This window comes from Gemmobacter fulvus, from assembly GCF_018798885.1.
GTDB lineage: Bacteria > Pseudomonadota > Alphaproteobacteria > Rhodobacterales > Rhodobacteraceae > Gemmobacter > Gemmobacter fulvus.
In genome coordinates this window covers 1,522,222-1,544,308 of sequence record NZ_CP076361.1, presented here as the reverse complement: position 1 = coordinate 1,544,308, position 22,087 = coordinate 1,522,222, and the positions used below count along the sequence as shown (strand labels likewise).

19 protein-coding genes and 2 pseudogenes are annotated in these 22,087 nt (G+C 62.9%); 11 read left to right on the top strand and 10 right to left on the bottom strand.

Going from position 1 to position 22,087, the window contains the following annotated elements; all coding sequences use genetic code 11:
• Position 1 precedes the first annotated feature (1 nt).
• The gene (locus KM031_RS07650; protein ID WP_215507737.1) at positions 2-1,273 is read right to left on the bottom strand and encodes a tyrosine-type recombinase/integrase; all 1,272 of its coding nucleotides are present in this window, start codon (positions 1,271-1,273) and stop codon (positions 2-4) included.
• A 307-nt stretch (positions 1,274-1,580) separates the two neighbouring features.
• Between KM031_RS07650 and KM031_RS07645 the strand changes: the two genes are divergently transcribed.
• Positions 1,581-2,177 carry a hypothetical protein gene (locus KM031_RS07645; protein ID WP_089386174.1) on the top strand — a complete coding sequence of 199 codons (597 nt, stop codon included), beginning with the start codon at positions 1,581-1,583 and terminating at the stop codon, positions 2,175-2,177.
• Between the two features lie 39 nt (positions 2,178-2,216).
• Here KM031_RS07645 and KM031_RS07640 read toward each other — a convergent pair whose 3' ends face one another.
• Entirely contained in the window at positions 2,217-3,158 is a 942-nt protein-coding gene (locus tag KM031_RS07640) for a lysozyme inhibitor LprI family protein (RefSeq protein ID WP_089386175.1), read from the bottom strand.
• A 591-nt stretch (positions 3,159-3,749) separates the two neighbouring features.
• Between KM031_RS07640 and KM031_RS07635 the strand changes: the two genes are divergently transcribed.
• The 9 genes from KM031_RS07635 to KM031_RS07595 all read left to right on the top strand — a co-directional run bounded on the left by KM031_RS07635 (position 3,750) and on the right by KM031_RS07595 (position 11,971).
• Positions 3,750-4,076 carry a helix-turn-helix domain-containing protein gene (locus KM031_RS07635; RefSeq protein WP_089386176.1) on the top strand — a complete coding sequence of 109 codons (327 nt, stop codon included), beginning with the start codon at positions 3,750-3,752 and terminating at the stop codon, positions 4,074-4,076.
• 112 nt (positions 4,077-4,188) lie between these two features.
• Complete coding sequence (locus KM031_RS07630) at positions 4,189-5,094, top strand: reverse transcriptase family protein (protein ID WP_215507711.1); 906 nt, start codon at positions 4,189-4,191, stop codon at positions 5,092-5,094.
• Between the two features lie 631 nt (positions 5,095-5,725).
• Complete coding sequence (locus KM031_RS07625) at positions 5,726-6,136, top strand: transposase (RefSeq protein ID WP_260692076.1); 411 nt, start codon at positions 5,726-5,728, stop codon at positions 6,134-6,136.
• Positions 6,133-6,318, top strand: coding sequence for an IS66 family insertion sequence element accessory protein TnpB (gene tnpB / locus KM031_RS07620; protein ID WP_215507579.1), 186 nt, complete (start codon positions 6,133-6,135; stop codon positions 6,316-6,318). Before KM031_RS07625 ends, tnpB (KM031_RS07620) begins: the two co-directional genes overlap by 4 nt.
• A 284-nt stretch (positions 6,319-6,602) precedes the next feature.
• A complete protein-coding gene (locus tag KM031_RS07615) occupies positions 6,603-6,806 on the top strand; it encodes a hypothetical protein (RefSeq protein WP_035714909.1) in 204 nt (67 codons plus the stop codon).
• On the top strand, positions 6,784-8,874 hold the full coding sequence (locus tag KM031_RS07610) for a recombinase family protein (RefSeq protein ID WP_035714956.1): 2,091 nt from the start codon (positions 6,784-6,786) through the stop codon (positions 8,872-8,874). The genes KM031_RS07615 and KM031_RS07610 overlap by 23 nt, the downstream gene beginning before the upstream one ends.
• A 38-nt stretch (positions 8,875-8,912) precedes the next feature.
• A complete protein-coding gene (tnpB, locus tag KM031_RS07605) occupies positions 8,913-9,107 on the top strand; it encodes an IS66 family insertion sequence element accessory protein TnpB (protein WP_260692135.1) in 195 nt (64 codons plus the stop codon).
• A gap of 54 nt (positions 9,108-9,161) precedes the next feature.
• Positions 9,162-10,730, top strand: a complete 1,569-nt coding sequence (gene tnpC, locus KM031_RS07600) for an IS66 family transposase (RefSeq protein WP_215502983.1) — start codon at positions 9,162-9,164, stop codon at positions 10,728-10,730.
• 51 nt (positions 10,731-10,781) lie between these two features.
• A protein-coding gene (locus tag KM031_RS07595; protein WP_260691981.1) for an IS3 family transposase occupies positions 10,782-11,971 on the top strand; the annotation gives its coding sequence in 2 pieces (ribosomal slippage) (positions 10,782-11,040 and positions 11,040-11,971; 1,191 coding nt in all).
• Between the two features lie 106 nt (positions 11,972-12,077).
• Here KM031_RS07595 and KM031_RS07590 read toward each other — a convergent pair.
• Positions 12,078-12,318 (bottom strand): annotated as a pseudogene (locus tag KM031_RS07590) (ParB/Srx family N-terminal domain-containing protein); the annotation flags it as partial.
• Between the two features lie 318 nt (positions 12,319-12,636).
• On the opposite strand from KM031_RS07590, the gene KM031_RS07585 reads away from it, so the two are divergent.
• Positions 12,637-13,257, top strand: coding sequence for a WYL domain-containing protein (locus KM031_RS07585; protein WP_260692126.1), 621 nt, complete (start codon positions 12,637-12,639; stop codon positions 13,255-13,257).
• Positions 13,258-13,524: 267 nt separating this feature from the next.
• On the opposite strand, the pseudogene KM031_RS07580 reads toward KM031_RS07585, so the two are convergent.
• From KM031_RS07580 to KM031_RS07550, 7 genes and pseudogenes are all read right to left on the bottom strand, one after another.
• Positions 13,525-13,887, bottom strand: a pseudogene (locus KM031_RS07580) (transposase domain-containing protein); the annotation flags it as partial.
• A gap of 73 nt (positions 13,888-13,960) precedes the next feature.
• On the bottom strand, positions 13,961-17,395 hold the full coding sequence (locus KM031_RS07575; protein ID WP_215503903.1) for an error-prone DNA polymerase: 3,435 nt from the start codon (positions 17,393-17,395) through the stop codon (positions 13,961-13,963).
• A complete protein-coding gene (locus tag KM031_RS07570; RefSeq protein WP_215503902.1) occupies positions 17,395-18,855 on the bottom strand; it encodes a Y-family DNA polymerase in 1,461 nt (486 codons plus the stop codon). The genes KM031_RS07575 and KM031_RS07570 overlap by 1 nt, the downstream gene beginning before the upstream one ends.
• The gene (locus KM031_RS07565) at positions 18,782-19,369 is read right to left on the bottom strand and encodes an ImuA family protein (RefSeq protein WP_215503901.1); all 588 of its coding nucleotides are present in this window, start codon (positions 19,367-19,369) and stop codon (positions 18,782-18,784) included. Before KM031_RS07565 ends, KM031_RS07570 begins: the two co-directional genes overlap by 74 nt.
• On the bottom strand, positions 19,359-20,036 hold the full coding sequence (locus KM031_RS07560; protein ID WP_215503900.1) for an SOS response-associated peptidase: 678 nt from the start codon (positions 20,034-20,036) through the stop codon (positions 19,359-19,361). The genes KM031_RS07565 and KM031_RS07560 overlap by 11 nt, the downstream gene beginning before the upstream one ends.
• A 122-nt stretch (positions 20,037-20,158) precedes the next feature.
• The gene (locus KM031_RS07555; protein ID WP_215503899.1) at positions 20,159-21,058 is read right to left on the bottom strand and encodes a NaeI family type II restriction endonuclease; all 900 of its coding nucleotides are present in this window, start codon (positions 21,056-21,058) and stop codon (positions 20,159-20,161) included.
• A gap of 65 nt (positions 21,059-21,123) precedes the next feature.
• Positions 21,124-22,083: a DNA cytosine methyltransferase gene (locus KM031_RS07550; protein ID WP_215503898.1), complete on the bottom strand. Its 960-nt coding sequence runs from the start codon at positions 22,081-22,083 to the stop codon at positions 21,124-21,126.
• Positions 22,084-22,087: the final 4 nt, after the last annotated feature.

The window sequence follows — 22,087 nt, the reverse complement described above, 5'->3', positions numbered from 1 at the left end:
TTCAGGCCGATTTCGGCAGGTCGGCCTCGTCCTGCGCTGCATCATGTACAAGGCGCGGCCGCGGGCGCAGGAGGCTAGCCACTGTGTCGACGCCCGCCCGCAGGGGGGAATCCATCAGGTGCGCGTAGCGCTGGGTGGTCTGCATCTGGCTGTGGCCCAAGAGCTTGCCGATCATTTCCAGCGACGCGCCGCCGCTGACCAGAAGCGAGGCAAAGGTGTGGCGCAGGTCATGGATGCGAACGTCGGCCAGCCCGGCGTCCTTCTGCACCTTGGCCCAGAATCGACGGATTTCCCGCACCGGCTGGCCGACAGTGTCGCCGGGGAACAGCCACGGGTTCCCGCGCGGTACCGCTTGCTGGCGCAGGCGCACGATGGCCGCGACGTCCTGCGAAATCGGCACACGGTGGATCTTGCGCTGCTTGGTGGTTGAGGCAGGCTTCGACCAGATGGCATAGTCGAGGTTGAACTGTTCGAACCGGGCCGTCCGCACTTCGCCCACCCGCGCGCCGGTCAACATGCACATGCGGATGATCGCCGCGGCGCGCTGATCCTCGGCGCCATCCAGCACGGCCGCCAGTCGAGTCAGCTCTTCGGGCGACAGGAAGCGCTCGCGGGCATGTTCAATGCGCCGATGGAACCCCTGCGCGGGGTTGTCCGTCCGCCATTCCCATTCCACCGCCAGCGTGAACATCTTGCGCAGCACCTCGCCCATGCGGTTGGCGCGGATCGGGGTGGGCTTGTGACCCTGCAGTTTGCGAGCCCGGTTGTTGGGCTTTGCCTTGCAGGGGCGAGGCCGCCCCTCGGCCACGAAATCGAGGAACTTCGCCACGTCAGACTTGGTGATCTCCGTCACCAGCCGGTTGCCCCAGGCCGGTTCAACCATCTTCTTCAACATCGAAACCTGGTCGCCCGCATTGGTCTTGGCGAGTTTCGGCAGATGCTCGGCGATGTAGCGGTCGATCATGTCCGTGACGCGCGGGGCCCCGCGCCACTCGTCGCGCGCCGCCAGAGGATCCTGCCCCTCGTCGATGGCGCGGCGCAGTTCCTTGGCGCGTTCGCGCGCGGCCGTGACGCTCCACTCCGGCCAGCGCCCGATGGTCATCCGCCGCTGCCGCCCGGCGTGCCGGTAGTCGATGGTGAAGGTCCGCGCGCCCGAGGCCTGAACCCGGGCGGCGAAGCCGATCACTTCCGTGTCGAAGATCTGATAGCTGACGCCGGGCTTGGGTTCCGCCTCGCGCAGGGTTTTTTCATTGAGTTTCAGTCTCTTGACCATGCATCCCGCCTCCTTGCCCGACGACACAGGCGTAGACCCGCGCCACTATCAAGTCGGACCACGGGGCCGGGACCGGAATACAGGCGGAAGGTGGAATTGAACGCTGGCGGCCAATTCCGGACAATGAAAACAGGGAGTTGGCCGTGCAAGCCCAGCGCGCCGGGTGGCCTGAGATGGGAAACTTACTGGCATTTGCATCGACCGTTTGATCGAACCCCGCGCATGGGGTAGGCGAACTCGCGGCCTTCGAGCCCAGCGATTAAGTGATACCGCCAGCGGACCGCATAATGACGGAGTAGGATACAAAATGCTTCAACCGACCGAGGCCCCCGGCCAGCTATTCGTGATCGTCATCGACGAGACATATGGAGGGGACGAGGACACTTGGGAATTCGAGAGCGAACGGTATCGGCGTGATTTGGAGCGGGCGTTTGGAACAACTTTCCAAGAGGCGAACGTTGGGCCCGGCGCCGACATCCCAGCCTTTCTCACTGATCTGATCAACGCCAGAGTCCCACTCTGGAGCGCCGCGTTGGTTGTGTTCTTCGCGGGCAAGTCCATTAAGGATAGCTTCGAGGCTTGGATTGAGATGGCCCGCGCCGTCCGAAGCTTCTTCGATCGCCCTGTGATTTTGGCACGGCACGGCGCAGCGGTCCTCGCCATCGAAGCGGCGCTTGCCGAGATGAATGGTATCCCAAAAACAATCCGACTGGTTCGCTACCGGGCCGGGCATCTGGCTGAGGATACGTCGCTCCTTGATGCAAACCTAGGCAACGGAATTGAAGACAGTCCACCTACCCTGAACCTTGGGTACGTGGTGCATCTCTTCGAGATGGAGGTCGACGGCGTGCTTCTCCGCGTGAGCGTCGACGGCAGGCGGGCTACGGTCGCGCGGGTTTCCTGAGCTTTGGTCAGGCCGCCCCGGGTCACCTAAGCATGCTCGTCAGTCCATCCAGCCCTCGATGACGCCCTTCAGCTGAATGATGCGATCCTGCACCAACGCGGATCTCTCTCCAGCCCAAACGAGCGGATACATAGAGCCACCCTCAACCTGCGAAGCGATCAGGGCGGCATGCTGGTCGGCAAAGTCGGACCAAGCCGCGTGAGCATCGCGAAGCATGGAGGCGTCCATGCCAGGAAGAGCCGCAACCCGTTCCAATAGCGCGTTCAGTTCCTCCTCCTCGCCGCGCAGTTTGTCGCCAGCGGCGACATTCATCGCAGTCTGCGTTCGAGGTACTGAGCCATGGAGAACCTCGACAACGGCCCAATCCACCCCGTCGACGAACGTTCGGGCGGCATCAATGAAGGCTGTAAGGTCTGAAAGGTCGAATACGGGATCAGCGGGTAGTTCATGTGTTAGGACGTGGCGAACTTCGAAAAGGCGTGAGAGAGCCACCATCATCGCATTGTAGTTGGTGACGATGGGAGGAAGTGGCCAATCGTCCGACTCCTCTGACCAGCGCGGATGCGCCGCTTTGAGTTTGTGCGCGAAGCCGGGGATCAAGGTGTCCAAGATGGCTAAGATCCCATCAATCCCGTTTAGGGAAACGGAGTGAGCGATGAAGTCGCCGATCGTCAGCTCGCGCCGATTCACGTGTGCGGCGAAGGTCAGATCGATCTTCGCGCCTTTGACGAGTTTTTCCGCGCGTTGGAAGGTGGCTTCGTCGCCATCGACCAGCTCGGCGATCACCTCACGGAGGAAGACTTCAAGGATCGTCACCAATCGGATCGGCACGAACTGAAGGTGCATAGGCGCCAATCCCGCAATGGTACTGACCTCGGCTCTAAGCGCATCGATTTGTGCAGCGAGTTCCTGTCCGAGGCGACGATGTTCCCCGCGTCGGGCGTTCCATTCGATGATCTGCTGATAGGGCGAGCGGTGCATTGTTTCTGCGACATACTTTCTGATCTAATGGCTGATACTTGTCACTCGTTGCGGCAGGCTTCAAGGACGGTTGGCTATTCGCGCCGCTGACGGACATGGTGCTTGGTTGGCCGCACGTTAGCATAAATGGATTATCACCATTGGTGATTATCTATTTGACTGCATGCATCGAATCGTTCATGATGGCGTGGTGAGGATTGTTCATCCGAGGAGCAGAACCCGTCTTGAGTTGGGGCCGTGAGCCCTGTGGAGGCCGATGGTCTCCGTCTCAATCCCGTAGCTGGCAGGGACCGCGGACGAGCGCCGCACCCGCTGGGCACGGGTGCGGCATGTTCGAGGTAAAACGTCGCTGAACTGACCTTCTTCCCGATGGGCACCGGCACTTTCGCCGGTGGGTAAGAAGGAGACTTTCAGGATGGACAGGAAAAATCGTCACCAGCGGCGGCGCCGCCGGTCTGGCAGGAACCAAGGGTGGCTCTGGCGAGTCATCGTTCTGCTGGGCCAGGCAACATTCTACGTTGTTCGTTTTTGGTTCTGGTTTTCGGACCGAGAGTGAGCGGCGACCTCGAAAATAGCCGATTGGAGGGAACGATGTCTGATGTGAAGCGACCGATGATCAACGACGCCCTTCGCCTGATCCGCCTATACCATGGGTTTTCGCAAGCAGAACTTGCCGAAGAGATTGGACTGTCGCAATCAATGATCTCGGAGATCGAGCGCAATGCCAAGCCAGTCTCGATCGAGGTTCTTGAGCGATACAGTCAAAAGCTCGGGGTGCGGATGTCGCAGCTCATGTTCTTTGCCGAGGAGTTGGAAGGCGAGCCTGTGCAGAAGCGCGGTAAGCTGATCGTCGCGAACCGCGTGTTGAAGCTCCTAGAGTCCTTTTCCCCTAGGGAGCCTGCTGGTGCGGCACAGTAGGAAGCCGCACCCGTACGAGATTTATGGTCTCGAGAGGTCTCCGTTTGCCCAGCGCCCTACCCAACGGGAGGTCGCCGATCTTCTGGGCGAAACCAAAGCTGACCTTATCCGCTTGGCCAATTACAAAGATCAGTTCATCGTGCGCCGCCGGGAAAACATAGGCGGCAAGGATCGGGATTTCGCATATCCGGTGTCGCGGCTTCGTGGCGTGCATGAACGCCTCAAGTTCCATCTCAACAAGGTCCAACAGCCCAGCTATCTCTTTAGCCCGCGTAAGAAGCGGAGCCAGCGGGACAACGCGGCACTGCATCTCGACCAGGATCAGTACCTGACGATGGACGTAAAGCAATTTTATCCGTCGACGACGGAGGAAATGGTGTATCGCTGGTTTGTAGACGAACTCGGGCCGTTCGAGGATGTTGCCGGTCTGCTCACTCGTCTGAGTACCATTGATGGCAAGGCATCCTTCGGCTCGCCGCTCACACCTGTGCTCTGCACCCTTGTCCATCGTCCTTTGTTCGACCGCATCTCCGATATCTGCGGCCATCGAGGACTGCGCCATTCTCTTTGGGTCGACGACTTGACGATTTCTGGAAAATTTGTGCCTGGACAGGTTGTTACGAGCATCCGGGAAGTTATTCGACAGCGCGGTCTACGCTCGCACAAAATCCGATATCGCACGGGTAACCGACCAGTCATGATAACTGGGATCGGCGTCGTCGGCCGGGATCTTCTCGCGCCCAATTCGCTCAACCTCCGCATTAAGCAGTATTGGCAGGATCTGCATGATGCGATGACGGCAGAGGAACGGGCCTCATGCGCCCAACGCCTCCTCAGCCAGCTCGGAACCGTCCGGCATATCGTCGGAACGAAGTCTAACGTGGGGCAGCGAGCGTCCGACCAGATGAACATGCTCAAGCAGAAGCGAGACAAATGGATAAGTGAGGCGAGCCAAGAAGCGTCGAAAAAGAGCGCCGATGAGGCCGCGCCGATGGAGCATGAAGACATACCGTTCTGATCCGGGCGTGGGCTAAGGTTTTTTTGAGCACGACTGTGTCAGTGCCATCCGGTCGAAGATTGCGTCGGCGGTTACCTGCACCTAGCTGATTCTTAGGTAAGAAGTGGCAAAAGGCGTTAACCTCTCCTCGCATCGAGTTCGGTGCCAGGTTTGTGGCCTTCGCTCGTCGGAAGGTAATCTGCTTGGCTTGTCAACGTCTGGTCAACCCTTGAATTCAGTTTCACCGCGTTCGCTTCCGTTGAAATGAGTTGATTTCCGCCGAGTGTCGGTCAGTACCTCAACGAATTCAAAGGTATGCTGTGTAAGTGATTGATTTGATTCACTTTACAGGATCGGCGTGGTTGCGGCTCATAACCTGAAGGTCACAGGTTCAAATCCTGTCCCCGCAACCAAAATCTTATAACAACATCAATACCTTACGCCTCGTTCACGCGGGGCCTTACGCGTTCCAATTCCACACGTGGAAGCAACGTGGAAGCAGCAGGTGCTACATCGGTTGACGTTTCCCCCTCCGCCTAATCCAGTTTGAGGTAGACTCTGGCCCAACGTAAGCGGTGCGCCGGCCCCGTGGTTTCGGCTTGATGTGACTTGGGGCATGCCGTTCTGCAACTGAGTTTGCGGGAGGCTGGCCGTGGAGCACCAAAACGAGCACCGGATGGAGGTGCGTGGGTCGAAGGAAGTATCCCGGATCGAGATCCTTGATGGCCCGACCGGGCGGCGGCGATGGCCGGATGATCTCAAGGCGCGGATTGTGGCTGAGAGTTTTCAGCCTGGCGCGCGGGTCTGCGATGTTGCGGCGAAGTATGGGTTGATTGCGCGGCACCTTTCGGGATGGCGTGGTCAGGCGCGCAAAGGGGAACTGGTGGTGCCGGTCGCTACGGCCCCGACCTTCGTGCCGCTGGTGATCGAGCCATTGGCTGATGCGTCGGCCGACACGGGCGTGATCAGGGTCGAGATCTGTGGGGTCGTTCTGCATGTGATGCCGGATTGCAGTCCAGACCGCGCGGCGGCCTTGGCGGCGGCGTTGAGGAAGGTGCTGTGATCTTTCCGGATCAGGCCGTCCGGATCGTGATTGCGACCAAGCCTGTGGACTTCCGCAAGGGACATGACGGGCTGGCGGCCATGGCGCATGCCGCGTTGGGCTTTGCGCCCAAGGCGGGGGTGATGGTTGTCTTCAGGTCCAAACGTGGTGATCGGCTTTCATTCCACATACCAACTGCGTGATTTGCGGATCGAATATCCTTGGCACCCTCTTTACGGGCGGGTTCTACGCGCGCGCGATGGGGGACGCAGGCACGGATCGGACTCTGTGCTGGTCGAGGAACGGCAGGGGTTCTTCCGGACTTTGCCCCCCTGGATGTGCGATGCCGCCTATTGCGCACGCATGGAAAGCGGCCCGCCGGTTGTTGCTCTCGAAGCCTTGCGGTCGCTTGCACAGACACTCGATCTAATGCGTCACGGTCAGCTTGCGTCATCCTGTGGGGGATCGATTCCCGAGGAGGATACGCATGCCCTGCCGACCCCGACCCCTCTCGCAACAAAAGCAAGCGACGCCGAGTCAGCTCTGCCTGGACCTGAACGACAGCCCGAACCGCCCCCCGGCCGCGCCCGCGACACCGGCGATCCTGGAGGCATTGGCAGACCTGCTGCTGATGGCGGCGGGCAAGATTGCGGAGGGCGCAGGTCATGATGCACGCAAAGATCACCGCTGAGCACCTTGCCCGCAGCGCACTCGTCTACGTTCGCCAGTCGACGATGGCTCAGGTGCTCGGGAATCTCGAAAGCCAGAAGCGGCAATACCAGCTGGCCGAAGCCGCCCGCGACACCGGCTTCGCCGAGGTCCGGGTCATCGATGAGGATCTGGGACGCTCCGGCTCTGGTCTGATTGCCCGCCCGGGCTTCCAGCGTCTGGTCGCGGAAGTCTGTGCCGGGACGGTGGGGGCGGTCTATTGCATCGAAGCCTCGCGGCTTTCCCGTAATGGCCGGGACTGGCATCATCTGATTGACCTCTGCGCCTTGACGGGGGCCTTGGTCGTTGACCCGGAGGGGGTCTACGATCCGCGTCAAATGAATGATCGACTGCTGCTGGGGCTGAAGGGCACCATGTCGGAATACGAACTCAGTCTTCTGCGGCAACGTGGGCTGGCGGCCCGCGATGCGAAGGCGAAGCGGGGAGAACTCCGCTTTACCTTGCCGCCTGGGTTCTGCTGGAGCGAGGACGACAGGATTGAGATGGATCCTGATGAGCGGGTCCGGCAGGCCATCCACCTGATCTTCGCCAAGTTCCGCGAGCTTGGCAGCGGTCGCCAGGTGTTCCTGTGGCTGCGCGCGGCCGATGTCCATCTGCCAGTGGTCCTGCGCAACGGTGCCCTGCGCAAGATCGCTTGGCGCAAGCCTGCCTATCACAGCGTGATGCAGGTGCTGCATAATCCGGTCTACGCTGGTGCCTATGCCTTCGGCCGGACCGGTAATCGGATGGCGGTGGTCGAGGGCGAGGCGCGCAAGACCAGCGGCCATCACCGGGCGATCGAGGAGTGGGGCGTGCTGATCAAGAGCAATCACGAAGGATACATCGACTGGCAGGCCTATGAGGAGAACCGCGTCCTGCTGGGGGAGAACGCGCATATGCAAAAGCGAACGGCCCGCAAATCCGGGCGCGGCGGACAGGCGCTGCTGAGCGGCATGGCGCGTTGCGCAAGGTGCGGCCGGATGATGCGGGTCTTTTACAAGACCGGGACCGACCTGTCCCATCGTTACCAATGTCGGGGCGATGACAGCCATGTCGGGGCTGGGCTCTGCATCGGTGCGGGCGGGGGCGGCATCGATGCGGCCGTGACCGGCCAACTGCTCGAAGCGGTCTCCGGCCGCGCCGTGCAGGCTGCCCTATTGGCGGGACAGCAGGCCACCCGGGCACAGGAGGTGGTGCGGCTTGCTGTCGAGAAGGAGCTTGATGAGGCACGATACGCCGCGGAACTGGCCGAGCGGCGATATGAGCATGTCGATCCCGCCAAACGGCATGTTGCGCGCACGCTGGAGGCGCGGTGGAACGCAGCCCTGGAGCGGGTGGCCTCGGTCGAGCAAAAACTTGCCGCTTTGGGCGCAGAACTCATCGCGAGGCCCGGGGTCGATCCTGATGTCCTCTTGCGGCTCGCCACCGACCTGCCCTCGGCATGGAATGCCGCCGGGACCGATGCCCGCGCGCGGCAGCGACTGGTGCGCCTGCTGATCGAGGAAGTGGTGATCGACATCGATCAGGCGGAGAACGCCTTCGTTCTGCTCATTCACTGGATCGGCGGGCGCCACACCGAGGTCAGGCTGGCCCGGCGCCGAACCGGTCGCTTCCCACCGGGGCCAAAGCGCACTGCTGCCGACATCTTGCGCAAACTTGGCGGGCACTGGCCAGACAGGGAACTTGCCGTGACCCTCAACCGGATGCGCTGCCGCACTGAGGATGACGAGACATGGACGACCGTCCGCGTGGCTGAATTGCGCGACAGGCTCGCGATCCCACCCTATGATCCCGAGGCCGAGGAGGAGAAGACCGTGAGCGTCGATGCTGCCGCCAAGCGGCTCGGCGTCTGCGTGGCATCTGTCCACAAACTGATCCGCGCGCAGATCCTCCCCGCGACACAGATCCTGTATTCCGCCCCATGGAAAATACCGCTGGCCGCGCTCGAAACCGAGGCGGTTCGGATAGGCTTGCAGGAAATAGCCGCGCGCAGGCCAAGGCAAGCGCTTGATAAGATTGCAGACAGGTCCATGACCCTACCCGGATTCTGAAGGAGGAGATGCATTATGAAACGTGATCGGGCGACAGGATCAAGGTTCTGTTTTGGGACGGCAGTGGGATCGTGATGATCTACAAGCGACTGGAACAGGGCGGCTTTGCCTGGCCAAAGGTTGGCGACGGGGTCATGCGGCTGTCGCGGGTGCAGTTCGAGGCGCTGTTTGCAGGGCTTGACTGGCGCCGCATCCATGCGCCCAGGCCGACGCATCCCCCCGCGACAGAGTGACTCGGATCGCCTTGTAAATATGGGCAATCCTGGGGGCACGCGGTATAAACAGCCATGCCTGCGCCCGCCGATCTCCCCTTTGATATGGACAGCCTTCCGCCCGCCGTGCGTGAGGCGTTTGCGACCATGCAGGCCAAGGTCACCGGGCTGGAGGCGCAGACCGAACGTCAGGATTACCTGATCGCCGAGCTGCGCCATGCGCTTTACGGCAAGCGGTCCGAGCAGTTGGCACCCGACGAGCGCCAGCTGGCTTTCGAGGATCTGGAAACGGCGGTCGCCGAAGCCGAGGCCGCGCGGGCAGCGCTGGCGGAGCGCAATGCCGATGGCAGGCCCAGGCGTCCGGCAGCCAAACGCAACCTTGGCCATCTGCCAGATCACCTACCGCGCATCGAGCAGGTGATCGAACCCGCGCAGAAGATATGTCCCTGCGGCTGCACCGACATGGTGACGATCGGCGAAGACCGCGCCGAACGTCTCGACATCGTTCCTGCCCGCTTCCAGGTCATCGTCACCATTCGCCCCCGCTATGCCTGTCGTCGTTGCGACGCAGGCATCATACAGGCCGACACGCCCAACTGGCTGATCGAAGGCGGTTTGCCGACCGAGGGCACGCTCGCCCATGTCGCCGTCTCCAAATATGCGGATCACTTGCCGCTTTATCGCCAATGCCAGATCTATGGCCGGGGCGGCGTGGATCTGGACCGGTCAACCCTGGCAAAGTGGTGTGGCGTAGCAGCCTATCATCTGGCCCCGGTCGTTGACCGGATGTTGGTCCACCTCAAGCGATCCGGCCGCCTGTTCATGGACGAGACCCGGGCACCGGTCCTCGATCCCAAGGCGGGCAAAACCAAAACCGGCTACCTTTGGGCGGTGACCCGCGATGATCGCGGCTGGGGTGGAGGCGATCCGCCCGCGGTCGTCTTCACCTATGCGCCCGGGCGCCATGGCCGCCATGCGATGGACATCCTGACAGGCTTCGAGGGCATTCTTCAGGTCGATGGATATACCGGCTATGACGCCTTGGCCGAACCAAAGCGCGTGGGCGGCATGCCCCTGACGCTGGCCTACTGCTGGGCCCATTCCCGGCGCAAACTGCATGACATCTATCAAAAGGACGGCTCCGAGATCGCCGCCGAAGGCCTGCGCCGCATCGCCCAGATCTACAAGATCGAAGCCAGCGTCCGGGGACGCTCACCCGAGGAGCGCCTAGCGGCCCGCCAAGCGCGATCGGCCCCGCTGATTGCCGACTTCCGCCTTTGGCTGACCCACCAGCGCAGCCGGATCTCCGCCAAATCCCGCTTGGGCGAGAAGCTCGGCTATATCCACCGGCACTGGGATGGCCTGCAGATCTTCCTGTCCGATGGCCGCGTCGAGATGGATACAAACCCGGTCGAAAATACCATCAGACCCCTAACCCTCAATCGTAAAAACGCGCTGTTCGCCGGTCATGACGAGGGCGGCCGAACCTGGGCGCGCCTGGCCTCGCTTATTGAGACCTGCAAGCTGAACGCCATCGATCCCTACGCCTACTTGCGCGAAACCCTGACCGCCATCGCCAACGGCCACCCCGCAGCGCGCATCGACGACCTCATGCCCTGGGCCTTCCAAAAGCCGTCAAGCTGAAAGCCTGACGGGGATCACGCACCGCTTACGGCCCAACTGAAAGGACCAGAGATGAAGCGCAGCAGGTTCACCGAAGATCAGATCATCGGCATTCTGAAGGAGCACGAGGCCGTGATTTCCGTCGCCGATCTGTGCCGCAAGCATGGCGTCAGTGATGCGACGGTCTACAAGTGGAAAGCCAAGTATGGCGGTATGGATGTGATCGAGGCCAAGCGGCTGAAGGGTCTCGAGGACGAAAACGCCCGGCTGAAGCGGTTGCTGGCGGATGCGATGCTCGACAATGCCGCGCTGAAGGATCTCCTGGGAAAAAAGTGGTGACGCCCGCCGCAAAGCGACAAGCGGTCGCGCATCTGGTGGCAGATCACGGGATGAGCGAGCGGCGGGCGTGTCGGGTGATCGGTTGTTGCCGGATGACCATGCGCTACGAGGCGATCCGTCAGGATGACCCGGTGCTGCGTGAGCGGCTGAAAGAACTGGCGCGGGTGCGCCGCCGGTTCGGCTATCGGCGGCTGCATGTGTTCTTGCGGCGCGAGGGGCATGAGGTGAACCACAAGCGTCTGTTCCGCATCTACCGCGAGGAGCGGCTGCACGTGCGTCGCCGCGGTGGGCGCAAGCGGGCGATAGGGACGCGAGCCCCAATGACGCTGCCGCTGATGCCGAACCAGCGCTGGTCGCTCGACCTCGTCTCCGACCAACTGACCGACGGCCGCCGCTTCCGCGTGCTGACCGTTGTGGATGACTGCACGCGGGAGTGCCTTGCCCTGATCGCCGACACGTCTTTATCTGGCGCAAGGGTAGCGCGGGAGTTGGCGACCCTGTTCGAGGCCCGCGGCAAGCCGATCACGGTGGTCAGCGACAACGGGACCGAGTTTACGTCGAACGCCATCCTGACCTTCGCTGACAACCGCAAGATCGACTGGCACTACATCGCGCCCGGCAAGCCGACCCAGAACGCCTTCATCGAGAGCTTCAACGGTCGCCTGAGAGACGAGCTTTTGAACGAGACCCTGTTCCCGTCCCTGAACCACGCCCGCGCCATGCTCGCCGTCTGGCGCAAGGACTACAACACCGAACGCCCGCATTCACGCCTTGGCTGGCAGACGCCTGCCGAGTTCGCCCAAACCTTCACCCCGCAACGGGGCCAGACGCTGCGCAACCCGCAAAGCTCCGCGCCAGCCCCCGTTGCCCAACCCGACCAAAACAGCCAAACTCAAACTCGGAGTCTCGCTCACGCTGGATAAAAGTCGGGGGCAACGTCAGGGAAACGTCAGGATCAACAGACGGAAGGCCGCGACGATGAACGGCGTTTCTGATCCGTCGCGTTCCACCTCGGCCAGCACCTCACCCAAGTCTGATCACCGGTACATCCTTGAACCCCCAGCATGATGGCGGCCAACACACGGCCATGTCCTGCGATCAGCCCGCCATCGTCGGCCACCAAGCAGGGAACGGTCCAACCGAACTTCGCCATGCTGGCGGCGATCTTTGCCACTTGGTCCGCGCCGTGGATCTTGGCATTGCGGGTATAGGGGCGCAGCCGGTCGAGAGGCCAGAGTTCCATCTGGCTCGGCGCAAACGCCAAGTCCATCAGGTGGCTTCCATGTGGGGCAGGGCGGGCAAGCCGACGCGCGCTGGGCGCTGCCAGTGTCAGGATCCGCAATGTGGCGCAAATGAGAAGCGCCCGCTAGGGGTTTCCTCCGGGCGCAATTCTTCGATGATCAAGGGGTGGGTCAAGGGGGCAGCTTTATCAAATGAAAAAATGAAGCAGAATCAATGAGATTCAATGCGCGAGGCTGAAATCTGAACGGTCGGTGTTTCGCGTCAATACCCGACCTGTGAAAATACTGGACCGGAGGCCGCCAGACATGCAATTGAGAGCACCTTTTCATCCCTTGGAGGATTCGCAATGCGACCCGCTCGCACCCTGAGCCAGACCCTGACCCGCCGCGCATTCGGCACCCGGTTCGCCGGGGCTGCTGCGGCAATCGGCTCTGGGCAGGGTGCTGCGGCCAGTGGGGCGGCGAACCCGATGCAGGTGATGGACCCTGATCTGCGGGATGCCGCGCTGCGCGGCCTTGCGCTGGCTGGCTATCGCGGTGATCCGGTCACGGCGGCAGCCGCCAATGCGGCATTGGCGCGGTTGGTGGAAACCGATCCCGAAGCAGGATTGCTTGGGCGCATCTACCAGATGCTTGACGTTCGACCCGCTGCCTACTGGCCCGACGATGTCCCCGCCGCCGCGGTAGCTGATCTTGGCGTCCTGCATGCAGCGATCCGTGCCTGCCAACCGGTCGCCTTCGGCTACACCGACCTCGACGGCAACAAGACCACACGCACGGTCCTGCCGCTGGCCCTCGTTCACCCGCCGCAGGGCGTGAAGCTGCTGGCATGGTACGCCGCGCGCCAGGACTTCCGCCAGTTCTTCGTGCGCTCGATGCAGGGCCCGAAGCCCCAGCCGGGCGATTTCAGCGGCGACCGGATGGCCCTTTTGGAAGGGTTGCTGGACAAGTACAGCGGTCGAGCCTGACCTTCCCGATGCAGGTGCTGCGCTCGATGGGCGCGGCACTTTCGCGGCGCGGATTGTCCTATTGCGTGGGCGGCTTCCGAAAACTGGCTCAAATGGATTCCACAAAAGAATCCAGAACGGCAAGATCTTGATTCCGCAAGCATTTGACAATTAGTCGCTTTTTCTATGAGCACCCAGGAGGCGGATTCCCCGGTAAAAGTGCCTGTCGCTAACCAAACGCAGCGCGCCCCCGCATACAAACAGGGCTGGGGAGGAACCATGTCCCGATCACACCTTGGCGGTGTAATTCCACGGTAACAGTTCTTCGATCTGGCTCTGCTTATGCCCTTGGACGATGGCGGTGAGCGTTTCTGATAGCCAAGTATGTGGATCGGCTGCGTTCATCTTGCAGGTCTCGATGAGTGAAGCGATGACGGCGCAGTTTTCGGCACCGGCGTCGTGGCCGGCGAATAGGGCGCTCTCGCGGTTCAGGGCGATGGGGCGGATAGTGCGTTTGACGGTGTTGGTGTCGATTTCCAGGCGGCCATCGATCAGGAAGCGGCCAAGGCCATCGCGGTATTTGGGGATGTAGGCGAGTGCCTCGCCCAAGGGGGATTTGGCTGATGCGCGGGTGCGGTGGTGAACCAGCCACCCTGCCCGCAACTCATGGGTGGGCAGCGGGCGTGGTTGCGGTCATGGGTGTCCGCGCGTTGCGTCATGCCTATCAGTGGAAATCCCTACTTGGAAAAAGCCTCTTCGTCTGTTCACGCGGGTGGCGGGCGGTGTTGCCGCGCATGGCGCCGTTGGCGGGGCGCCTTGTTTCATCGGCGCGGCCATCGTTCGCGACGATCTGTGCTGAACCATCCCCGAGGGCCAGAAGGTGCGACATGTCTTCGATCCGCTCTGCGATCAGATGGACCACCGGGCCGTCGCGTTCGATGCGGCCGGTGATGCGCAGCAGGCGACCGGCGATCACGGCCTTGCGGAAGGTCTCATAGACCCGTTTCCAGACCACGACATTTACCACGCCTGTCTCATCCTCCAGCGTCAGGAAGATCACGCCGGAGGCGGTGCCGGGGCGTTGGCGCGTGATGACAAGGCCGGTGACGGTGATACGGCCTCTGGCTTGTGGCAGACGTTCATGGCGGATGCTTTCCGGCAGGCGTGGGCGCAGCAGTTCCATCGGATGCGCGCGCAGGCTGAGACGCAGCGACAGGTAATCCTCGATCACCTCCTGGCCCAGGGTCATCTGCGGCAGGGTGACGGCGGGCTCTGCGCCGCCTTCGCCATCTGCGCCGAACAGTGGCAGGGGCTTTGGCGCGCGCAGGGCCTTGGCGGCCCAGAGTGCATCGCGGCGATTGAGGCCAAGGGGGGCGAACGCATCAGCCTCGGCCAGCCGCTCCAGCATGTCGGGATGTACACCGGCCCGGCGCCACAGGCTTTCGACATCGGCATAGCCATTGCCGCGCGCGGTGGCGATCCATTGCGCATCTTCGGCGCGCAGGCCCTTGATCTGGCGGAAACCGAGACGCAGCGCCAGCGCGCCATCGGGGCGCGGCTCCAATGTGCAATCCCAGAACGAATGGTTGACCGAGACGCCCCGCACCTCGACCCTGTGGTCACGGGCATCGCGCACCAGCTGGGCGGGGGCATAGAATCCCATCGGCTGGCTGTTCAGCAGCGCACAGGTAAATATGGCGGGGTGACGACATTTCAGCCAGGCCGAGACATAGACCAGCCGGGCGAAACTGGCGGCATGGCTTTCGGGGAAGCCATAGCTGCCGAAACCTTCGATCTGCGCGAAACAGCGGGCGGCGAAATCGGCCTCATAACCGCGTTCCAGCATGCCGGAAACAAAACGCTCGCGGAACGAACCGATGGTGCCCATGCGCTTGAAGGTGGCAAGGGAGCGGCGCAGCCGGTCGGCCTCGGCGGGGGTGAAACCTGCGGCAACGACCGCGATCTGCATCGCCTGTTCCTGGAACAGCGGCACGCCATAGGTGCGGCCCAAAACTTCCATCATCGCGGGGCCGAGGTCTTCGACGGGTTCCAGCCCCTGGCGGCGCCGAATGAACGGGTTGACCATCCCGCCCTGGATCGGGCCGGGGCGGACGATGGCGACCTCACAGACCAGATCGTAGAAATGCCGGGGCCGCATCCGCGGCAGGAAGTTCATCTGCGCCCGGCTTTCCACCTGAAATACGCCGATGGCATCGGCACGACAGAGCATGTCATAGACCTGTTCCCGCTCATGCCGCGCCTGCGGGCTTTCCCCCTGCAGGGCATCGGGTTTCAGGGTGGCGAGCGCCATTTCGGTCATGCGATGCTCTGCCAGCAGGCCAAAGGCCTTGCGGATGCAGGTCAGCATGCCCAGCCCCAGCACATCCACCTTCAGCAGGCCAAGCGCGTCGATATCGTCCTTGTCCCATTCGATGATGGTGCGATCCTCCATCGCGGCATTCTCGATCGGGCACAGCGCGTCCAGACGGTCACGGGTGATGACGAACCCGCCGACATGCTGGCTGAGGTGGCGGGGAAAGCCGATGATCTCGCCGATCAGTTGCAGGGTCAGCTGCACGCGACGGTCTGCAATGGACAGGCCCGCATCGCGCAGCCGATCCTCGCCGGGGGCAGCGGAAGACCAACCCCAGATCTGGCCGGACAGCCGCGCCACCACATCCTGCGACAGGCCCATGACCTTGCCCACCTCGCGGATGGCTGCGCGGGACCGGAAATGGATCACCGTAGCCGTCAGCCCCGCCCGCTCGCGGCCATAGCGGGCGTAGATCCACTGGATCACCTCTTCACGCCGTTCATGTTCGAAATCCACGTCGATATCCGGCGGCTCGCCACGTTCCTTGCTGATGAAGCGCTCGAAGATCAGGGTGATGGATTCCGGCGGAACCTCGGTGATGCCCAGCAGGTAACAGACCACCGAATTGGCCGCCGAGCCGCGCCCCTGGCAGAGGATGCCCTGCGAGCGGGCGAATTGCACGATGTCATGCACGGTCAGGAAATAAGGTGCATAACCAACCTCGCGGATCAGGGTCAGCTCCTTCTCCACACGCTGGAGGATCATGGCAGACGGGCCATCGGGGTATCGCCAGTTCAGCCCTTCGCGGCTGAGGCGTTCGAGCCGGATCTGTGCGGGTTCACCATCCCGCGCCTCATCCGGGTATTGATAGCGCAGATCCTCCATCCGAAAGGCGCAAGCGTTCGCAATCTCAATGGTGCGGTGAATGGCGGCGGGGTAGCGGGCGAACATGCGCGCCATCTCGGCCCCGGATTTCAGGCGGCGCTCGCCATTGGGCAGGCGTTGCACGCCGATACTGTCGATGGTGAGGCCAAGGCGCAGGCAGGTCAGCACATCGGCCAACGGGCGACGGGCGGCGCGGTGCATCAGAACATTGCCCACCGCGACCATGGGCAGGTTGGCGGTATGAGCCAGCCGGGCCAAACGATCCAGCCGGGGCTGATCGCGCCCGTCATAGCGCGGCGCGGCACCAAGGAAACACTGGCCGGGGAAGGCCTGTGCGATGGCATGCAGGTCGGGCGGATCAGGGGTGCCGAGTGGATCGGGCGGCAGGGCGATGAGGATCATGCCCTTGCCCCAGTCGCGCAGATCGGCGCGGGTAATATGGCATTCGCCCTTGGGAGCACGGCGCTTGCCCAGAGAGAGCAGCCGTGTGAGCCGCGACCATGCGGCAAGATCGGTCGGCAGGGCGAGCCACTCCACCGCGCTATCGGTCAGCACCAGCCGCGCGCCGGGGATGAGGCGCGGCAGAGGCGCCTGTGTCAGTATCGGCGCGCCGGTGGCACCGGTGAAATGCGGCACGGTCTGGCGACTGGAGTGATCGGTGACCTTTTGAGAGCGGATGGTGGGGGCCGCCTCTGCGTCCTCGTCACGCAGGCGGGCAAGTTCCTTGAGCGCGGAATAGGCCCGTACCACGCCCGCGACCGAGTTGTGATCGGTGATGGCGATGGCGCTGAGGCCGAGTTCTGCGGCGCGGGTCATCAGTTCCTCGGGGTGGGAGGCACCCTGCAGGAAAGTGAAATTCGAGGTCACGGAGAGCTCGGCATAAGGCAGGGGGGCGCTGCCCCCCTCTTGACCTTCGGCCAATTCACCCCCCGGGATATTTGCGCCAAGATGAAAGGACATCAGGGAAATTCTCCCTGCACATACCAAGCGGGGGCTTGCGGGGTGTGGAACAGCCAGAGGCGTGGGCCTTCCTGCGTTTCGATCCGCCAGTAATCGCGCAGGCCGGTGCGCCAGGCCGGGTTGTCGAACCACCATTCCGGTGTGATACGCTCTGGCCCCGTGGCGCGCAGGGTGGTGAACGGCATGCGGCGCCAGCGGAATTGCAGGGGTGGGGTGCCGCTGCTGGTGATAGGTTCAGGCAGGAACAGGGTGGCTGGGCGGGTTGGGGTATGGCGGGATGATCCTGGCAGGCTATGGGCGGCGGGGACGAGGGTGAAGCTGCGCTCGGGGATCAGGCTGTCGCTGGGCAGGATACGCAGCACGCGGTCAAAGCCGATACGGTTGCCGAGCGAGGACAGCAGGTCGGCCAACGCGTCCTCGTGACGGGTGGCGGAGGAGCCGATCTGTGCGGGGGCAAGGGGGTCGGTGAGAGGGGCCGAGAGGCGCAGGGCGTCGATACCGAAGCCTGAGTCGATCTCGTCGATGCCCTTGACGAACAGGGGTTTGATGCGCGCCGGATCGCGCATCGGGCGGGCAAGGCCAATCTCGATCTGGCTGGCCTGACGGTCCACCCGGCGGAGGTCGAGCCGCAGACGGCGGGCGCCTCGGTGGCTGGCGGCAAGCTGGGCGCAGAGCCGGTCGAGCAGGCGGTCGAGCGCGGCCATCACATCGGATTGCAGGCCAATGGGCTCGGGCAGCGTTATCCGCACCCCGAAATGCGGGGCCTCCGGCGGGGCGGCAACCGGTTCGGCCTGAGCCCCGAGAGCCTGATCCAGCCGCAGCACAAGGCCAGCGCCGAAGCGACGGGCCAGCGGGGCGCGCGGCAGATGCGCGAGGTCGGCGATGCGGGTCAGGCCCATGCGGGCCAAGGCCTCGGCGTTTGTATGGTCGATGCGCAGGGCGGTGACTGGCAGGTGGCCGATACCCTCCAGCAGTCGGCCCTCGGCCACGATACCGCCGCCATGGCGGGCCAGCGCATGGGCCGCCCCACGGGTTCCCGCGATGGCGCTGGCGACATGCAGCCCCGCACGCTCCAGCCGGGCATGCAGATCGGCGCGCAGGGCATCTTCGCCGCCGTAGAGATGTGGCACGCCCGAGATATCTGCCATCAGCGCATCGGCCCCATCGACCGACACCAGCGGCGCATAGCGGCTGGCCCAACGGCGCAGCGTGGCAAGCGCTGTGGCCTCGCGCGCGAGGTCTGCCGGGCGGGTGGCCAGATCGGGGCAAATGGCGCGGGCATCGGCCAGCGCCATGCCGCGCATCAGCCCGCGTGCCGAAGCCGCCGGGTTTAGGCAATGCAGGTGAACGGCACTGCGCGCACGATGGGTCAGGGCGAAGGGCCCTTCAACGGGCCGTTGCCTGAGGCTGGTGTCGCTCGCCAGCCTCGGAAACCAGATGGAAAGCAGTCGACGTGCCATGCCAGTTCAAGATCCAGTTTCCGTAAGTTCCCTTTTTGTTCTTATTAAGGGCCCAGTGGTGCAGAGTCGAGTCCGGCGTGTTGCTGGCGCGGGGGGCACAGAGCCAGCGGGTTTCGGTGGCATTGCTGCCCGCCCCTTCGCGGATCAGCAAAAGCCCGGTGGTGCGCCCCGCTTCCGCTGCCAGTTGCAACCGGCGGCCTGCGGTCAGGGACAGCGGTTTTTCGGGTTCGGCAATCACCAGCCCGACCGGCGCGGCGCGGAGGGTCTCTTCGATGCACCACAGAAGGTCGGTCTCGCCGATGGGGCGCAGCAGATGCAGCCGTTCACCCACCCCCTGCGGCAGCCCCGGCAGCATCGGCAGGTCTGGCACATGGGCGGCTGTGATCCAGATCAGCGGGCCGGGATGCCGCGCCGCCTGAAACAGGGCGAAGGCGCGGCGGCCGCGGCCTCCGGCCTCATGCACGCGGGCAGGGCACAGGGTAAAGGGATCGGTGGCGGGCGGTTCAGGCGGCATCTTCCAGCGCCCCTTCGGCCATGATCTGCAATTCGCCATCCGGCAACGGGCGTTGCAGGTGGCGGGCGCGGTCGAACGGGAGCGTCAGCCAATCCCGCCATTCTTCGGGGCGGGTCAGGATCACCGGCATGGCCTTGGGGTGGATGGCGGCGACCTCGCGGTTCGGATCGCAGGTCAGAAAGGCGAAGGCATCCACCGTCACCACACCCTCTTTCAACTTGCGCACCGAGGTCCATTCGCTGCGGATGCCCGCAAAGAAAGCCAGCGGTCGATCGGGGCCAAGCGCGAACCAGATGGGCTTGCCCTTGGTCGGGCCGGGGCGGCTGTCAGGTTCGGCGAAGCTGGTGAAGGGCACGAGGCAGCGATGCGGCACCCCAAGCCAGCGCTGCCAATGTGGCGAGGCAAGGTTGCGGATATTCGTCACGCCGGGATCAGTGCGCTTGCCCAACAGAAACTGCGGTGGCGTTGGCATCCCCCAGCGGGCCAGCGAAAGCTGGAAGCCCGAGGCTCCATGCCGGAGGATCGGCGCCGAATAATCGGGCCAGATACCGGCCATGGGAGGCAGGTTGCCGGTGGTGTCGATCAACTCGACGTCCTCCTCCAACACTTCCTCGAAGACATGCCGCATCTCATCCTGGCTTCTGGTCTGGGAATAGAGGTTGCACATGAGAAGGCTCCGACCGTGCGTTACCCTGAAACATTACAGGAACATTTTCCACTGTGGTAGGGTGTCAGAGGTCTGGGCCGCGCAATGAACATCCGCCGAAACGGAAGCGGGGGGCTTCCGCTTCATCCGTTCCACGCCAGAACGATCCCCGCGCTGGCCGCGATTGCGACCTCGGCTTGGGTGCGGGGCTTGTAGGAGACAAATTCGCTGCCACCGCAAAGGGGAAGCCCCAATGCCCGGATCAACGGCGCATCGAAATGGCCCGACAGGAGCAGTACCCCTTCCCGTGCCAGATGATCGCGGGTTCCCTTGCCATTGTCCGCCCGTATGCGCCGCATGAAGTCTTGCTGTTGTGCCACCGCCTCGATGACGGCGCGCGTGATCGGTACACGCTGGACCTCGCGGAACAGCGACATGACGCGGCGATTTCCGGATTTCTCGGCAAAGATGCGATCAATCACATCAGAAGGCACGGTCCGCCAGAAATTTGGCGGGTAAGGATGCGCATTGAGCAGCCAAAGGATATTGGCGAAACCCAGTGCTGAAATCGACTTCTTTGAATCCTTGTTCTGACCGGTGGTCAGATATTCCGGGCGGGCCACAATCAGCCCAAGATAACAGACGGCACGGGCCTCGTCGGCGGCCACCAATATGCACGGATGACCCACGGCCTCGGTCGGGATCATCCAGTTGCTTCCCATCGTATTCTTGATGTCCACGTCGTGACCCAGAATGACGGTATCCAGCTTGCCCTTCTTCAGGTTGAGCATGGCCCGAAGTTCGATCTCGACGCGCGTGCCGATATAGGTTTTCTCCGTTTTTTCGAGCTCATCATAGGAACGACGGCCGGTTTTCGGCGTCATGATCACATCATCAACGCAGTGACGCAGCAGGATTGAAAAGCCATCTGAAAGGGCTTCTGCTCCGCCTGCACGCTGAATGATCTCTGCCGCCAGCGATGTGAGCAGCTGAAAGTCAGGGTGCCCATCGCGGACGATGCTTGTGGGAAGACTTTGCTTCAAACGCAGAATGCCTCTGAGAGATATAGTCCTTGGAACGCTGTAACAGGCCTTTGGTGTTCGGAAGGTCAGGCACGTATGGCGTGAAGGTGCCGTTGCCGCAGAGCCTTTGAAATTTGCGTCGCCACTGCGCGGGCCACGGGCGGTGGAAAGGCATTGCCGACCTGCCTGTAGGCGTTGGTCTTGGCCCCTGTGAAGTGCCAGTCATCAGGAAAGCCCTGCAGGCGGGCAACCATCGGCACCGTCAGTCGGGGCATCCCGCTGTGGAAAGGATCCGGGGCTTCGGGGGCGAGTGTGCGCCCCTCCACACCCAGAGTTGCCCAAGCGGCCCGCGCCCGGGTCGGGCCAAGGTCTGGCCCCCCATGTTTCTTGGATCCGCCGACGATTGTCGGCGCGATTTCGTCGGCTTGCTCGCGCCACGCGGCGGCCCCTTTCCATCCGCGCGCTGCCATAAGTTCATACAGCGTCGCGCCGACGGTTGGCGGATTATGTGGATTCGGATCAGGCCAGCTGAAAAGATCGGATCGGGCCTGCTGCACTGCCACGATCACGACACGCGGGCGCAGTTGCGGGACGCCATAATCCGAAGCGTTCAGCAGCCGCCAGTCGGTCTCGTACCCAAGCTTCTTGAGCTGGACCTTCAGCCGCTCGCGATAGTCGTGAAAAACCGCGTCCAGAAAACCGCGCACGTTTTCAATCATCACGGCTTGCGGTCGTGTGGTATCCACAATGTCGAGTGCATCATTGAACAGATTGCGTTCATCCAACTCGCCAAGTTGTTTTCCAGCAACCGAAAATGGCGGGCAGGGCAAGCCGCCGGCAAGAAGGTCGATCCCTTTGAAACCAGCCGAACGCTCTTTGAAGATACGCATGTCTTCTTCGAGCACGTTCCATTCGGGCCGGTTATGGCGCAGTGTGTTGCAGCAGTGCTTGTCGATTTCCACAAGGGCAGTATGCGCAAACCCAGCCTGCTCAAGCCCAAGGGCTTGTCCGCCTGCGCCCGCGCAAAGTTCTACCGATGTCAGCATCTTG